We start from the raw sequence: 15,692 nt of genomic DNA on the forward strand, positions 1-15,692 counted from the left end.
GGACTACCTCTCCTGCTTCTTAAGCATTATGGCAGACAAGCCGATCAACACCGGCACAGCCAATACCAACGGAAGGAAAGACGCATGCAGGTCGGAAAAGTTCAACGCCTTTGAGAAAGTACCCCGTGCGATTGTTAAAAAATGAGTCGTTGGATAAACCTCACCGATCATCCGCCCCATTCCTTCTAAAGACGACACTGGATCAATCATGCCCGAGAAATTGGCTGCTGGCAGGATCGTCAATACCGCAGTACCGAAGATTGCCGCAATCTGGCTACGCATGAAAGTAGAGATCAGCAAACCCACCGCAGTTGCGCAACCAACATAAAGCAATGCCCCTATTGCTAAGGTCAGAAAGCTACCCTTCAGCGGCACACCGAAAACAGTCACCGCAAGCAGTGTCAGCAACAAAAAGCTCAAAAAAGATAGCATCACATAAGGCAGTTGCTTACCCAGCAGAAATTCGAGCCGCGTCGTTGGGGTGACATAAAAATTGGTAATCGAGCCAAGCTCCTTCTCCCGGACCACACTGAGCGCCGCGAGCATCGCCGGAATCAACATCAACAAAAGCGGAATAACAGCCGGCACCATGGCAACTAGGCTTTTAACATCTGGGTTATAACGGAACCGAGTCTCAATATTAACGAGACCTGCCAAAGCCTCACCGTAACCGGCTTCACGCGCCTTGGTCCCAAGCCACTGGGCATGAATCCCTTGCACATAACCTCGAGTCGTTTCACCCCGTGATGGCATCGCGCCATCAATCCAGGCGCCTATCTCAACCCGCCGCCCCCTGGCGATGTCGCGCGCGAAGCCCTGCGGAATTTCAATGGCCAAACTGATATCGCCTTCGCGCATTCGCCGATCCAAATCGGCAACATTGGTAATGGGTGCTTGCTCAATGAAGTAGCGTGAGCCGGCAAGATTAAGTGTATAGTCGCGACTCATGGTCGTCTGGTCTCGATCTAGCACCGCAAACGTAAGGTCCTCCACGTCTAGGCTGATGCCGTAGCCCATCACAAACATTAATATCACGCTACCGACCAGTGCTAAGGTCAGCCGGATCGGGTCACGGCGCAACTCCAACCCTTCTCGTCGGGCATAACTGATCATCCGTCGAGAGTCGAACCAGCGCCGCCAACCCTTCGGCTCAACGTGAGCGGCTGAAGCATTTATTGCATCGAGCGACGCTCTCTCATCTGCTGGTTTTTCAGCAGTTTCTGTCTCCGATGCTTCTTCTAAATGCGCCACAAACGCCTCTTCCAATGTCTCCACTCCCCGCTGCCTGATCAAAGCATCAGGCGTGTCAGTCACCAGTATCTGACCTGCGTGCATCAGCGAAATTCGATCACAACGTTCAGCTTCGTTCATAAAATGGGTAGAAATAAAAATGGTCACACCATCATCACGCGACAGCTCAACCAACATACGCCAAAAAGCATCGCGCGCAACTGGGTCAACGCCCGAAGTTGGCTCATCGAGGATTAACATTTCTGGCTTGTGGATCATCGCCACCGCTAGCGATAAACGTTGCCTAAGACCAACAGGCAACCCACCCGGCAAATTATCCACTACGGTGGCTAGGTCAAAACGTTCAATCATGTCTTCCACTCGTCGCGAAATATCAGCGGCGGGCACATGAAACAGCCGGGCATGCAACGCTAAGTTCTGTCGTACCGTCAGCTCGGTGTACAGCGAAAAAAACTGTGACATATAACCAACGCGGCGGCGCGTTGCAAGATCGTGTGGGTCCACCTCTTGTCCAAACAGCCAAGCCCGGCCTTCGCTCGGCGGTAAAAGACCTGTCAACATCTTCATGGTCGTGGTCTTGCCGCAACCATTCGAACCTAGGAAGCCGAAAATCTCACCTCGTGGGACACGCAGGTTGACATGGTCTACCGCAGTAAAGTCACCAAATCGCATGGTCAAATCTTGCGCCTCAATCGCAGTATCCGCACCATCTTTCAGTCGCGGTGGTATGTCCACAGCACGATAGTTTCGTCGTTTGTCTTCTGGCAACAACTGGATAAATGCCGCCTCTAACGAATCCACTCCTTGACCCTGTAACAAGCCTTCGGGGCTATCACAAGCCAATACCTGGCCACCATACATCGCGGCTAACCAGTCGAAGCGAGCTGCCTCCTCCATATAGGCGGTTGCCACTAGCACACTCATGCCGGGGCGAGAGAAACGGATTCTGTCAATCAACTCCCAGAACTGGCGTCGTGAGAGCGGATCGACACCGGTAGTCGGCTCGTCAAGAATCAGGAGATCCGGGTCGTGAATCAATGCACAACAAAGGCCTAACTTCTGCTTCATTCCACCTGAAAGTTTACCTGCCGCTCTATCGAGAAACGACTTTAACCCTGTGGCTTCGGTTAACGCCTCGATTCGACGCGCCCTTTCGTCACCGTCATGCCCAAACAGACGACCAAAGAAGTCGAGGTTCTCACGTACTGACAGTGTCGCATAGAGGTTGCGCCCCAGGCCCTGTGGCATATAAGCAACCCGCGGCCCCACGCTTCGTCGGTGGCGCGCATTCGCCATATCACCGCTAAGTACCTCGACCTTACCATCTTGAACTGCGCGAGCGCCGGCAATCAGCGCCAACAAGCTCGATTTACCAACTCCATCTGGGCCAATCAACCCAGCCATACAACCGGCTGGAATATCAAGGTTAATGCCGTCAAGCGCATGCGCCTTCTTGTATCGTAAGGTGACGGCTTGCAAGCGGGCAACCGGCATAGCTAACTGATCGTGCTTATTCGTCTTTTCGCTGTTATTTTGATTCATTTTGGCAGCTTGACTTGCAGCTCAGGGGGCCAGCCTGCCTGCGAATCGAGCCGTACATAAGCCATACCGGGAAGGCCGGTTTTGACTTGGTAAAGATGTTTCCTGAGCAGTTGCGGGTCAATCTGCGCCTTAATTCTGAACATTAGCTTCTGACGCTCTTCTTCCGTTTCTACTGCCTTGGGAGTGAACTGCGCCACATCGGCAACAAAGGAAATCTTGGCTGGAACAACATATTGCAAAGCTGCATCTAGTACGAGCCTAGCCTCGGCACCTAAAGCGACACGTCCAGCTTGCTCGGTCGGTAAAAAGAAAGTCATATAAACATCTGCTAGATCGACCATGTTCAGCACCACGCCCCCCGGAGAAAGCACCTCGCCAGGCTGTGCAACACGGTATTGGATACGGCCATCACGCGGCGACTTCAGGACGCTGTCTTCGATATCTGCTTGAATGCGCTGGATGCCCGCTCGTACCGCTTCCACAGAAGCTTCTGCTCCAATAACATCAGATTTAGCTCGCCCTATAGCAGCTTGTGCGGCAGCCGCCTGAGCCTCAGCAGCACTTACGGCGGCCTTCGCGGCCTGAAAAGCGGCGCGGTCATCATCTTGCTGTGATACAGGCCCAGCCCCTTTCAATACTAACTCTTGCGAACGGATAAGGCGTTTCTTCGCGGCATCAAGCTCAGCCTTCCTCTGAGCAATCAATGCTTCGTTTGCCCGCTTCTCAGCTTCACGCTGGGTTACATGGCTTTGTGCGGTTTCAATGCCGATAAGTGCACGTCTCAGTTGCGCTTCTTCCTCGCGCAGTTGCGCCTCTAGAACCGCCACATCCATCCTTGCCAGTTGCTGCCCAGCTTGGACAAAATCACCTTCGTTAGCCAAAATATCCTTGACCCGACCTGCGGTCTTAGCCGCAACGTCTATCTCTACCGCTTCGATCCGCCCATTACCTGCAGCAAAACCTTCTGGCAAACCCTTTGCTTGTGCAAGCCACCACAGCCAAGCAGCTAGGCCAATAACAACCGTAACAACGAGGGCCTGCAAAATTCTTACTCTTACGGGCCATTTCAAGCTTGGTTTATGGCTGGACTTATTACTCATCTTTAAAACTCCTGCTGATCTTGTGGCATGTTGGCGTTACTTCACATAGCTTCCATAAAGGCCTGCATATATAAAGCTTTCTGCCAACCCTCGCTTATGTAGTGCTGTTCAATACAATGAGGGTGTAGCTATGGTCAAAATAGCATTTTTTTGCCACACGCTTTAAATAATATTAGGGAGTTGTCGATTTTTTGTGCCCTACATAGCACTTTTGACACGGCATAGGCATTATTCACCCCCTAACTTAAGGGCAAGAGTATCACGAATTATAGTGTTGAAAGAATTTGCCTAACACAGCTTAATAGCACAAGAAGTAAAGGTAACAAGCTGAATATTTTAAACTCATTCAGCCTGTTACCTGTTTTCTGGAGTTATTCCCACTCGATTGTGAACAAGCCATTTTTCTTCTTATTTTTCAGACAGTTAAAATCTATCATTTAGGCAATACCATGATAAATACCATGATTAAAAAAAAATTTAAAAAAGTTACATTTATTTCCAGAACGCACAAAAAACAACCAAAATTCATCAAGACAAGTAATAGCTTAGAGCTTTAAATTTGATCTGATCCAAGCGGTCTTTACGGATCATACCACTTCTTCTCCCCAAAGAGGCTCATTCATAGATGTGTAGAGTTGTTAGAGTAATGAAATTGGTAGACATGATGGATTCAAAATTCTCAAGCGATTTTGTATCCCAAATGAAAAATAAGCTTTTCTGTAGTGTACCTGTGAAAGGATTTGCGGGTAGTATAAAAAAGGACTGTCGGCAGACAATAAATGTATTTAGTGCCAGAGTGGTGAAATTGGTAGACACAGGGGATAAGCGAAAGCCAGTGTCTTTAAAAAACTGAGTCCCCCTGTAAATACCCCGTTATTAACACAACCTCAACGTAGAGAGTTAAGCCACATTTAAGTACTCAATGGGCGTCATGTCATTGAGCCCATCATGCGGCCGTTCATGGTTGTACAGCTGTATCCAGTCATCCGTGACTTGCCGTACCTCATCGAGATTGCTGAACAGATAAAGATCCAGCACATCTTCTCGATAGGTTCGATTGAGTCGTTCAACAAAACCATTTTGAAAAGGTTTGCCCGGCTTGATAAAGTCGATGTGTACTTGATGCTGCTCTGCCCACGTTGCCAGCTCGGTAGACGTAAACTCTGGCCCGTTGTCACAACGAATGCGTTCGGGATAACCTCGCCATGCTGCAATTTGATCGAGATAACGGGTGACTCGATCAGCGGTAATGCCTGAGTTAATATCGATGCCTAGCACCTCCCGATTAAAATCATCGACCACATTAAAAGTCCTAAACCGGTGGCCGTGTTGCAACACATCACTCATAAAATCCATTGACCAACACACATTCGTTGCCGGTGGTACATTCAATGGCAGCGGATGCCTGCTGGGTAAACGCCGCTTCGCTTTTCTGCGCATATTCAGTTTTAGCTGTAAATACACGCGATAAATACGCTTGTGGTTCCAGCGATGCCCAAGCGCCCTGAGTCGCTTACGGCACTTCGGAAAGCCCCAGCGTGGATGTTTATCGACTAAGGCCAGCAGTGCATCAATGAGCTCCGTGTCATCGCAACGTTTGGGTTGATAGTAATAGGCTGTGCGACTCAATACTGCTGCCTCGCAACACAGCACAATACTGGCAGTAAATTGCTCACGTAGCTGATCAACCCAAGCTCGACGATCCGCTGCTGGCCTTACAGCTTTTTTATGATTTCCTCTTGCATCTGACTCTTGAGGCTGAGATCAGCATACATTTGCTTTAAGCGGCGATTTTCGTCTTCTAGTTCCTTGAGGCGTTTAACATCCGATGCCTCCATCCCGCCATACTTGCTGCGCCATTTATAAAACGTGCTGTTACCCACACCGTATTTGCGGCATAACTCGGGCACTTGCGTACCTGCTTCAGCTTCTTTCAGTATCCCAACAATCTGGGTCTCATTCAGTCGTTTGCTCATCGTAAAAACTCCTTCGCTTCATCCGCGATTATAGAATTTTCTACGTTTGAGCTGTGCTAGTTTAGGGGGTACTTACACCCCCTCGTGAGCAATCGCGAGTGAGAAAAACTGGATGAATTGCTGGAAACTCTAAGTCTAGAAATAGATACGACAATCAGCAGCCAAGCCGTCTGAGACGGAAGGTTCAACGACTACCTGAGCTGTTGCGAGATGGCTTAATAACAGGAAGTAGCTTGGATTAGAACCCAAGTGAAACAGCGTCCAGCCCCTAAGTATATTAGGGTGATGATATAGTCTGGCTAGCATCGAAAGATGGTAGGTTAATGTCAAAATCCCCCGCCTTCACGGGTGTGCCGGTTCGAGTCCGGCCTCCGGTACCATCTTCCCCCACATAAACCCAACGGATTATTTCCTACCCTAGATCCAAGATAAAGCCTTGGGATACACCTGGGATACAAACGGGAGTAATCTCTTTCTCTCCTGCGAAACTTCATAACATATCAGGCAAAGAGGCTATTATTAGTTTTGACGAAGAACTGACTAGCCAGGATGCATCTGATCAATGCCACAACTAATGCCGGTTACCCATCCACAATTAAGCAGGCTGGCGAATCATGAGTAGAGATATTCAGTTAGACTCAGAAATCACTTGCCCTCACTGCAGCCATAAAAAGCTGGAAACCATGCCCACCGATGCTTGCCAATGGTTTTATGAATGCAGCGAATGTCATGCAGTACTAAAACCCAAACAGGGAGATTGTTGTGTCTACTGCTCTTACGGAACGGTACCTTGCCCGCCAATTCAGCAAAACAAACCCTGCCGCTAAACCTTCAACAATTGCGACATATTTTTATGAAACAACTAATTCTTATGCAGCTAGTTGTTATCATTTTAAAAAATACTTGGTTTTCAAATAGCACTGGATGAACCCCATTACCCTGAAGCAAAGTTTGACCGTAGAAGCTATTAGCTTCTCTGTTGCGGCAAAATCAACGTAAACTGTGTGCCTTCATGGTCGCTAGACACCAGCACCCGTCCCCCATGGGCTTCAATAATCGATTTCACAATTGCAAGGCCCAGCCCGGCACCCTCACTTTGACGAGCTCGCGAAGGATCAGCACGGTAGAATCGGTCGAATAGTTTTGTCCGTTGTTCGGCTGGGATTTTCGGGCCTGGGTTTTGTACCGACAGTGTGACTTCTTCATTGGCGGCTGTTGCAAGCTGCACTGTTATTTGTTGACCTGGAGCAGTGTAGCGAATTGCATTCGATAACAGATTGGATACCGCCCGACGCAGCATGGCGCGATCGCCCCGCACGCTGGGAGCGTCACCTTCAAGCAGTAACTGGATGTGCTTTTCTTCAGCCAGGGCCTCAAAGAACTCCAGTATTTCTCGGGCTTCGCCCGCCAAATCCAGCCACTCAATTTCTGGCTTTTGCAAACCGTGATCAGTCTTCGCTAACCAGAGCATATCATTGACCATCTTTGCCAGGCGTTCCTGCTCTTCCAAATTGGAATACAACAGCTCTCGGTACTCATCCTCGCAACGAGCCTTGCTCAGTCCCACCTGAGTCTGGGTAATAATATTGGTTAAGGGCGTGCGTAGTTCATGAGCGATATCTGCGGAGAAATGTGTAAGCCGCGTAAAACTGTCCTCCAAGCGGCCAAGCATTAAATTGAAAGATTCCACCAGATTTTGTAGTTCCCGTGGCACACTTGCCGGATCAAGCCGTTCGGACAAATGATCGGCCTGCACATTGCGCAGACTTTGGCTCAAATCTTGGACTGGCGCATGGCCTTGTCGTACTCCAAGCCAAGCTGCAAATATTGTAATACCCCCCGCCAACGTCATGATTAACCAGAGGCTGTGGCGAAAGCTCGCCAAAAAGCTCAGGTGAAACCCCATATCAATTGCCGTAGCCACTCGAAAATCATGGCCACGAACCGCGATGACATTGCTCATTCCGCGATAGGTTGCATCACCCACTTGCCAAATCTGTATGTTATCCGTCAGAGTGCCCTGCACTTGAAAGTAAACATCAACCTTTGCCGACAGGCCACTATTGAATGTTGAGTACAGTATTTCGCCCTGCTGATCCCGCACTTCAAAATACACCCCGTGATGACCTGAAATGGCGCGAGACAGTGCCTCTGAAAGCTCTGCCCGCTGTCCGATGTATTCACTGAGTACACTCTCTATTGCCTGCGTCATTACCTGCAGTTCCTCAGCATCTTGCTCAACGAAATGACGGTGAACCTCGCTTTGTACCAGGTAACCGATTGATAACAAACTAAGGCCAATGGCCAGCGCAACAAAAATAGTTACCCTTGCAGTCAGCGACAAGGGACGACGCCTATGGATAGCTTGGGTTGAGGTATTTTTACCTGATTCAATCATGCTTGCGCGACCCACGGGGCTGATCTAATCTTCACTTTCAGCCTCTAACGTGTAACCCATTCCACGCACGGTGTGAATCAGCTTGGGAGTAAAATCATCATCAATTTTTGCGCGCAGGCGCCGGATTGCCACATCAATCACATTGGTGTCGGAATCAAAATTCATGTCCCAGACTTGAGAGGCGATAAGGGAGCGCGGCAGCACCTCACCCTGACGCCGCGCCAGTAACTCCAGTAAACAAAACTCCTTATGGCTGAGATTGATTTTCTTGCCTGCTCGCTGCGCCCGCCGCCGAGGCAAATCAAGGACGAGATCAGCAACACGCAACTGATCCATCGCGGGTTGAACAGCCCCCCGTCGCAATAGAGTTCGCACTCTGGCCAACAATTCGGCGAAAGCAAAAGGCTTGGTCAGGTAATCATCAGCCCCCAGCTCTAGGCCCTTAACTCGGTCATCCACGCCATCTCGTGCAGTGAGAAACAGAACAGGAGTCTGGCGCTCCGCTTCACGTAAGGACTGCACGATACGCCAGCCATCAACATCCGGCAGCATCACATCCAGAACAATTAAATCAAACGTTTCCGTCATGGCGAGGTGATGGCCATCCAAACCATTGCGGGCCAGCTCTACTGTAAAGCCTGCTTCGCTGAGCCCCTGAGCCAGGTAGTCGCCAGTTTTCACCTCATCTTCCACAACCAGTATTCGCATCGCCTTCCTGCTCCAATCTATTTGGCTAAGTCTAGCGGGGGCTTCCCAACAACCAGATGACAGGTAGATTACACCTTTGTCATCTTACAGTCATCCTGATGACAGAACACAACCCCTATCGTGTACGACATAACGCGACAGGCAAGAATGCATAACATCGTACTCATGCTGAGGAGTTCTCATGGAAAAGAATCTGATTGTTCTAATGATGATATTCACCCTATTCGCCACATCAAGCAGGGCAAACGATCGGCATCAGATCGAGGTATCCAAGCAGCCGGACCAGAAATGGCGATTCCAACGCCTCACAACGTCTACCATTGATGGCTCTGTCAAAATATCGGGTCGTTTAACCGCCAACCTACCGACTTGGCTCACGAGAGGTCATGTAAACATTGCCGCTCATTCGCCCTCAGGTGAGTTGATCGCAGAAACCACGACTGATTATGTACCAGCAATTCTAACCCACAACATGAAGAAGAAAGGCGGTGTTCGATTCTCAGCAACCCGCGATAAAGCGTTGCCGCCCGGCTCAGTCTTCAAGGTTGCAATTCACCGTGAAGAGCCAATTGTCAAAACCAATCCAACCCATTCAGGAAATATTGCCCGATGAGTAAGATACCAGTATTGACACGACCCAATTTAAATCGGCGTCGATTTGTCCAAGGACTCGCAGCTGGTGGCGTGCTGGCCGCCACACCGGCCTGGTTACACGCCGCAGTAAAAGGCGCGACCGCGCTGGGCTCAGCGCCTGTGCTCAGCGGCCGTGAAATCGATTTGGTGATTGCCGAAAAACCCGTCAATTTCACTGGCGTCGCTCGCATGGCGACCACCATCAACGGTTCCATTCCGGCACCGACGCTACGGCTGCGCGAGGGCGATGACGTCACCATCCGCGTCACCAACCGATTACCTGTTTCTACCTCTATTCACTGGCACGGCATCTTGCTGCCCTATCAAATGGATGGTGTGCCGGGGATCAGCTACCCAGGCATCGCCCCGGGAGAAACCTTTGTTTACCGCTTTACCCTCCGCCAGAGCGGCACCTATTGGTACCACAGTCACTCCGGCTTTCAGGAGATGACCGGGATGTATGGCGCCCTGATTATTGAGCCGCGGGCAGGCGAAAGACACCGTGCCGACCAGGATTATGTGGTGCAGCTGTCCGACTGGACCGACGAAGATCCAATGCATACCTTCAGCAAGCTGAAAGTACAAAGCGATGTCTACAACTTCAATCAGCCCACCTTTTTCGATTTCACAGCCGATGTTTCAAAGATGGGCTTACAGGCAGCCCTGGAAAAGCGCCAGATGTGGAACCAGATGCGGATGAACCCGACCGATCTGGCGGACCTGTCGGCGGCCACCCTCACCTTCCTAATGAATGGCACCACCCCGGCGGGCAATTGGAGCGGGTTGTTCCAGCGCGGTGATCGCGTACGGCTTCGTTTTATTAATGCCGCCAGCAACAGCTTTTACGATATCCGCATTCCGGGTTTGAAGCTAACGGTGATCCAAGCGGATGGTCAGGATGTTGAACCTGTCACTGTGGATGAATTCCGTTTCGGCCCCGGAGAAACCTACGATGTCATGGTCGAACCGCGGGACGATGCTTACACCATCTTTGCCCAGAGCATGGAACGCAGCGGCTATGCCCGCGGCACCCTGACCGTGCGGCAAGGCTTAACCGCTCCAGTACCAGATCCTGACCCGGTTGAGTGGTTGACCATGGCTGACATGATGGGGGCTATGAGTCATGGCACTGGTCACGAAGGCATGAATCATAGCGGTATGGATCAGGGGTCCATGAGTATGGGTCCCATGGATCACAGCACCATGGATCATTCCCAGATGCACGGCGGCATGGCCATGGATCACAGTATGCACGGCGTGCAGCGGGCTTCTGATAACCCTCTTGCCAAACCCTCATCCACCATACGCCACGCCCGAACCGAATACGGCGCTTCGGTGGATATGCGAGTGGACATGCCACGCACCAATCTCGACGATCCGGGTATTGGCTTGCGCAACTTAAGCCAGCGTGGGTTGCGCCCACAGGGCCACCGAGTGCTGACGCTGGCCGACCTAAAATCCATCGATGGTGTGCTGGATGACCGCCGCCCGCCCGCGAGGGAGCTGGAACTACATCTTACCGGCAATATGGAACGCTATAGCTGGTCTTTCGACGGACTCGAATTCGGTAAAAGCACACCGGTCTCCCTGCGCCACAATGAACGCGTTAGAATTATTCTGCAAAACGACACCATGATGACCCACCCAATGCATTTACACGGCATGTGGAGCGAACTGGAAACCGATCAGGGTGAATTGCGGGCCCGCCGCCATACCATTCCCGTGCAACCAGCGCAGCGTATCAGTTACCTGACCACACCCCATGACTTGGGCCGCTGGGCCTGGCATTGCCATCTGCTGTTTCATATGGACGCGGGCATGTTCCGCGAAGTGGTAGTGTCATGAGGCTTAATACGGTGAAATATCTCACAACACTGGTTTTTATTGTCGGTGCCCTTCAAGTGAATACGGCCCTGGCGCAAATGGATCACGACGAGATGCAAATGCAGGGCGGCAGCGCTCCGGCCGATGCCCGCGATCCCCACGCTTATTCCGACGGTTACACCTTGACCGAAGGCCCCTATGCACAGCCGGGGCCGCGGCAACTGAAACTGGCGGACGAACACGCCTTCTGGTCCGTTCTGGGCGATCGCCTGGAGTATCACGAAGACAGCGAGAGCACGGTTTACGATATACAGGCCTGGTATGGCACCACCTACAACCGCTTTGTCATCAAAGCGGAAGGTGATATCGCAGACGGCACACTAGAGGAAAGTTCAACCGAGCTGTTGTGGGGCCATGCGCTCAACGCCTATTTCGACACCCAATTCGGCGTCCGACTCGACCAATATGACGAAGGCAAGAACCGTCAGTGGCTGGCAATTGGTATGCAAGGCCTGGCGCCCTACTGGTTTGAGCTGGATGTTACTGCGTATGTTGGCGACGACGGTCGGACCGCACTCTCTGCCGCGGCCGAGTACGAGTTGCTGCTGACACAGCGACTCATTTTACAGCCCCGTGCGGAACTGAATCTGTATGGCAAGGATGACCCTGATAATAGTTTGGGGGCGGGCCTCTCGGATCTCGCGCTGGGCTTGCGCCTGCGTTACGAATTCAGCCGTCAATTTGCGCCCTACATCGGTGTGGAATGGACAGACACCTATGGCGACACAGCTGATTACCGCCGTGCGGCAGGCGAAGATACGTCAGGCACCCAATTCGTCGCGGGACTGCGATTCTGGTTTTAACAATAACCAAGTTGATACGGAAACTTTTCAAACACCTATGAGGAACACCTTTATGAATATGAAAACACTAGCCACTGTCATCGTGCTCTCCACACTGGGCATCGCTTTATCTGCACAGGCCCATGATCCTAAAGAGCATATGAAAGACGCTGAAAAGCCGGATTGTGCAGCCATGAAAAATATGGATCACAGCAAGATGGATATGAATGATCCTGTGATGCAAGCCATGATGAAACAATGCATGAATGACACGCATCATAACGACTCTGAAAAGGATCAAGCGCAGGCTGATCATCAGGACAACGAAAAAAGCTCAGGCGAGCAACATTCAGAACACCAACACTGATCAACCCAAGGAGTTTTCATGTCGGCGCTCACCACCTTTATCAAAAGTCTGGTCATTACCGCTGTCATCGTGCTGGTGGGTGGTGGGCTGTTTCTCTATTCAGGTCTCTACCCCATGGGAGCCGATGTACCACACAATCGGCTGACCTACTGGCTACTGGAAACCTTGCGTGAACGTTCAGTTGCACGTGCTGCCAGTGACATTAAGGTTCCTGGCGACCTAAACGCACCGGAGCGGTTATTGGCGGGTGGCGCCGACTACAATGATATGTGTGCAGGGTGCCATTTGAAGCCGGGCAAAACCGAAAGTGATTTCACCCTGGGACTGTATCCCGCTCCCCCCAATCTAACTCTAGCCGGCGATGAACATGGGCACGAACATACCGGCGACACCGAAAATGACGACGAGGCCATTAAGCGACAATTCTGGATTATTAAACACGGCATCAAGGCTTCGGGCATGCCCGCCTGGGGACCGGGGCATGACGATGAACGTATCTGGAATATGGTGGCATTCCTGCAGCGATTGCCGGAACTGTCTCCCGACCAATACCAGATACTCACCGCACGTGGGCAAGACTCGGAAGGGCATGGTCACTGATATGGCACCTCATAATCCATCGGCTTACTGCAAGCGGTTGTAAATAGCCGCCAGCAACCACCCGGCGATACCCGCTGACACTGACCAAGCCACCAGTCCCACAACAACGCCAGTGAATGTCAAATGCCAACCCATCTCATTCAGTTGCATATGCACCATTTCCCCAGACATGGATAACATCATGGCGGGCATTAACATCACCAACAGACTGCAAGCCAGCCACAGTATCGCCGCGGTAATCGCGCTGGCTATCCCGAATTTGAACGCATTAAGTGTCATGACTATTCCTCCGTTTATGGTGGTGTATCTGTAATAAATTAGTGTCTCTACATATCCCCGAACCGGTTGGCAGACTGCACCATACGCATCATTTCGTGTTCCTCCAGCGACCGGAGTGATTCCATCAACTCCTTGGCAGAGGGGATATCCGCCCTTGAGGCGAGATAGCGATACAGCTCAATCACCTGCTGATGCTGATCGACAATCACCTCCATGATTTGCGCGGCATCAAGCTCGGCAAAAGGCGCGTCGCAATGTGCATGTCGGACGATAGGATGCTTTGCCACATATTCCATACACCAGGTGTTCAGCGCATGTTCATCGCCCGAGGTTTCGAAGCCATTGACAACTTTTGTGAGACTTTTTTCGTGATCGGACAGGTAAGCAAGAATCATCCGGGCCCGTTCATCCGTATTCTTGTCTGCGCAATGGGATAAGCACTGACTGAGATGTTGGTGAAATTCCCGGGTCCAGTGCAGCACATCTTTTAAGGTTTCAATTTGCATAATTTTTTCTCAGTTGTGGATTGACTCATCGATTAGAGTCTCAAAAAGTCACGATAGCTGCGCATACACACCACCAGTTCCTGGTGGGTGTCGATGCCCATATAGATCGCTTTAAGTGTGCTAACTTGATCCATTACCATTCTCCAAACAACAAAAGTTAACCACTAGAGTCCCGTTCTGTGCCTGGCAGGCTTCCTCCACATGATTTTTAATGATGATGTTCATGCGCCTGACTTTGGGACACAGCTTGCTTTCGTTTTTCAGATCCAAGGAATAGTTGCTCTCCGATCGCGATTAGCATCATTGTGACAACGGCCACACCCAACACAAATGGATCTGAATTCAACTTCACCCAAACGAACCCGCTTAGTGCAAGCGAATCTAATATAATCGCGGTAACGGGGACCCAGCTTTTGGCTTTAACATCGTCCAACAAGTAGCGCAGAACACCCCAGTGAATGGCGATATCCATCACCAGATAGAATATGATGCCAAGTGCTGCTATACGGGAAAGATCAAAGAACGCGGTGAGCACAAGTCCAAGAACCACGGTGTACACCAATGTATGTTTCTGAATGCTACCCGGCATACCGAAATGGCTATGGGGCACCAACTTCATTTCCGTTAGCATCGCCAGCATTCTGGAGACCGCAAAAATACTGGCAAGAATCCCTCCCGCCGTCGCCAGCATGGCAATCGCAACGGTGAACCACACGCCGTACTCACCGAGTGCAGGTCGAGCGGCCGCAGCCAGGGAATAATCTCGAGTTTGAATAATCTCCCTGAGTGAGAGGTTACTGGCCACCGCAAAACCAACCAATGTATAGATAACGACACAGGCAGCAATCGAAATAACAATGGCGCGACCAACATTGCGGTGTGGATCGATCACCTCGGAACCACTATTGGTAATAGTGGTAAAGCCTTTGAATGCCAGAATCCCCAGCGCTGTGGCGCCGAGGAAATTACTGGCTGAACCGGTCTCGCTTACATGGTCAAAGTCCACTGCCAGGCTATCAGCTAACCAGATGCCGACGAGACCAAAGATTAGAATTCCACCAATTTTCAGTAGGCCGATAAACCCTGCAACCCCTTGAATCAACCGATTACCCAACAGGTTCACAATGAACGCCGCCAGAATTAGGGAGACGCCGAGTATAGGAGTCATTTGCCCTGAAGGGTCACCGCCAAATAATTGCATGGTGTAAGAACCGAACGTACGCGCTAGAAAACTCTGCGCGATGACCATCGAAAAATACATAAGTAGTGCATTAAACGCAGTGGGCAACCGGTCGCCATAGGCCTTATGCAGATACATGCCGATCCCCCCTGCTGATGGGTAGGCATTGGATATTTTGATGTATGAGTAAGCACTGAAACCAACGATGATCGCGGCCGCGAGGAATGCCAATGGGAATAATGCACCAGTCATCTCTGCCATCTGCCCGGTTAGCGCAAATATTCCTGCGCCGATCATCACCCCAGTCCCGAGCATCACCGTACCTGACAGAGAGAGACTACCCTCGTCATAATGTGTCGAACGATCGTCTTTTTCCTCCATTCATGCCCCCTTAATATAATGGTCAGCCCTCTTCCTGGGCATTCGTTGCAAGGTATACAGGATGCTTAAAACTGCATTTCTCAACAGACTGCTAGTCATATCGAC

General features: G+C 50.8%; 14 protein-coding genes. 6 read left to right on the top strand and 8 right to left on the bottom strand.

Translation table 11 applies throughout. The features are described 5' to 3' along the window. Positions 1 to 3: 3 nt before the first annotated feature. The 3 genes from rbbA to CPC19_RS09625 all read right to left on the bottom strand — a co-directional run bounded on the left by rbbA (position 4) and on the right by CPC19_RS09625 (position 5,869). The gene (rbbA, locus tag CPC19_RS09610) at positions 4 to 2,793 is read right to left on the bottom strand and encodes a ribosome-associated ATPase/putative transporter RbbA (protein ID WP_015005427.1); all 2,790 of its coding nucleotides are present in this window, start codon (positions 2,791 to 2,793) and stop codon (positions 4 to 6) included. Next, the gene (locus CPC19_RS09615) at positions 2,790 to 3,893 is read right to left on the bottom strand and encodes an HlyD family secretion protein (RefSeq protein WP_016389743.1); all 1,104 of its coding nucleotides are present in this window, start codon (positions 3,891 to 3,893) and stop codon (positions 2,790 to 2,792) included. The genes rbbA and CPC19_RS09615 overlap by 4 nt, the downstream gene beginning before the upstream one ends. Positions 3,894 to 4,793: 900 nt before the next feature. Next, a protein-coding gene (locus CPC19_RS09625) for an IS3 family transposase (protein ID WP_371595645.1) occupies positions 4,794 to 5,869 on the bottom strand; the annotation gives its coding sequence in 2 pieces (ribosomal slippage) (positions 4,794 to 5,623 and positions 5,623 to 5,869; 1,077 coding nt in all). 614 nt (positions 5,870 to 6,483) lie between these two features. Between CPC19_RS09625 and CPC19_RS12050 the strand changes: the two genes are divergently transcribed. Next, positions 6,484 to 6,696 (top strand): GDCCVxC domain-containing (seleno)protein, encoded by a 213-nt coding sequence (locus CPC19_RS12050; protein ID WP_096910753.1) that lies wholly within the window; start codon positions 6,484 to 6,486, stop codon positions 6,694 to 6,696. A gap of 140 nt (positions 6,697 to 6,836) precedes the next feature. On the opposite strand, the gene CPC19_RS09635 is transcribed toward CPC19_RS12050, so the two are convergent. Continuing rightward, the gene (locus CPC19_RS09635) at positions 6,837 to 8,267 is read right to left on the bottom strand and encodes a heavy metal sensor histidine kinase (RefSeq protein WP_096910754.1); all 1,431 of its coding nucleotides are present in this window, start codon (positions 8,265 to 8,267) and stop codon (positions 6,837 to 6,839) included. Between the two features lie 24 nt (positions 8,268 to 8,291). Then, on the bottom strand, positions 8,292 to 8,975 hold the full coding sequence (locus CPC19_RS09640) for a heavy metal response regulator transcription factor (protein ID WP_096910755.1): 684 nt from the start codon (positions 8,973 to 8,975) through the stop codon (positions 8,292 to 8,294). Positions 8,976 to 9,156: 181 nt separating this feature from the next. Between CPC19_RS09640 and CPC19_RS09645 the strand changes: the two genes are divergently transcribed. Genes CPC19_RS09645 through CPC19_RS09665 form a run of 5 tightly spaced genes read left to right on the top strand, consistent with a single transcriptional unit; the run spans position 9,157 to position 13,241 of the window. Further along, positions 9,157 to 9,588: a hypothetical protein gene (locus CPC19_RS09645; RefSeq protein ID WP_096910756.1), complete on the top strand. Its 432-nt coding sequence runs from the start codon at positions 9,157 to 9,159 to the stop codon at positions 9,586 to 9,588. Next, entirely contained in the window at positions 9,585 to 11,453 is a 1,869-nt protein-coding gene (locus tag CPC19_RS09650; protein WP_096910757.1) for a copper resistance system multicopper oxidase, read from the top strand. The genes CPC19_RS09645 and CPC19_RS09650 overlap by 4 nt, the downstream gene beginning before the upstream one ends. After that, positions 11,450 to 12,295, top strand: coding sequence for a copper resistance protein B (locus tag CPC19_RS09655; RefSeq protein ID WP_096910758.1), 846 nt, complete (start codon positions 11,450 to 11,452; stop codon positions 12,293 to 12,295). Before CPC19_RS09650 ends, CPC19_RS09655 begins: the two co-directional genes overlap by 4 nt. Positions 12,296 to 12,353: 58 nt before the next feature. Further along, positions 12,354 to 12,641: a hypothetical protein gene (locus CPC19_RS09660; RefSeq protein ID WP_205245771.1), complete on the top strand. Its 288-nt coding sequence runs from the start codon at positions 12,354 to 12,356 to the stop codon at positions 12,639 to 12,641. A gap of 18 nt (positions 12,642 to 12,659) precedes the next feature. Continuing rightward, positions 12,660 to 13,241 (top strand): cytochrome c, encoded by a 582-nt coding sequence (locus tag CPC19_RS09665; protein WP_096910760.1) that lies wholly within the window; start codon positions 12,660 to 12,662, stop codon positions 13,239 to 13,241. Between the two features lie 24 nt (positions 13,242 to 13,265). On the opposite strand, the gene CPC19_RS09670 is transcribed toward CPC19_RS09665, so the two are convergent. From CPC19_RS09670 to CPC19_RS09680, 3 genes are all read right to left on the bottom strand, one after another. Next, entirely contained in the window at positions 13,266 to 13,520 is a 255-nt protein-coding gene (locus CPC19_RS09670) for a DUF5676 family membrane protein (protein WP_022960193.1), read from the bottom strand. Positions 13,521 to 13,567: 47 nt separating this feature from the next. After that, on the bottom strand, positions 13,568 to 14,026 hold the full coding sequence (locus tag CPC19_RS09675; RefSeq protein WP_022960192.1) for a hypothetical protein: 459 nt from the start codon (positions 14,024 to 14,026) through the stop codon (positions 13,568 to 13,570). A 208-nt stretch (positions 14,027 to 14,234) separates the two neighbouring features. Continuing rightward, positions 14,235 to 15,587 carry an APC family permease gene (locus CPC19_RS09680; protein WP_008284552.1) on the bottom strand — a complete coding sequence of 451 codons (1,353 nt, stop codon included), beginning with the start codon at positions 15,585 to 15,587 and terminating at the stop codon, positions 14,235 to 14,237. Positions 15,588 to 15,692: the final 105 nt, after the last annotated feature.

Source organism: Cycloclasticus sp. PY97N (assembly GCF_002443175.1).
GTDB lineage: Bacteria > Pseudomonadota > Gammaproteobacteria > Methylococcales > Cycloclasticaceae > Cycloclasticus > Cycloclasticus pugetii.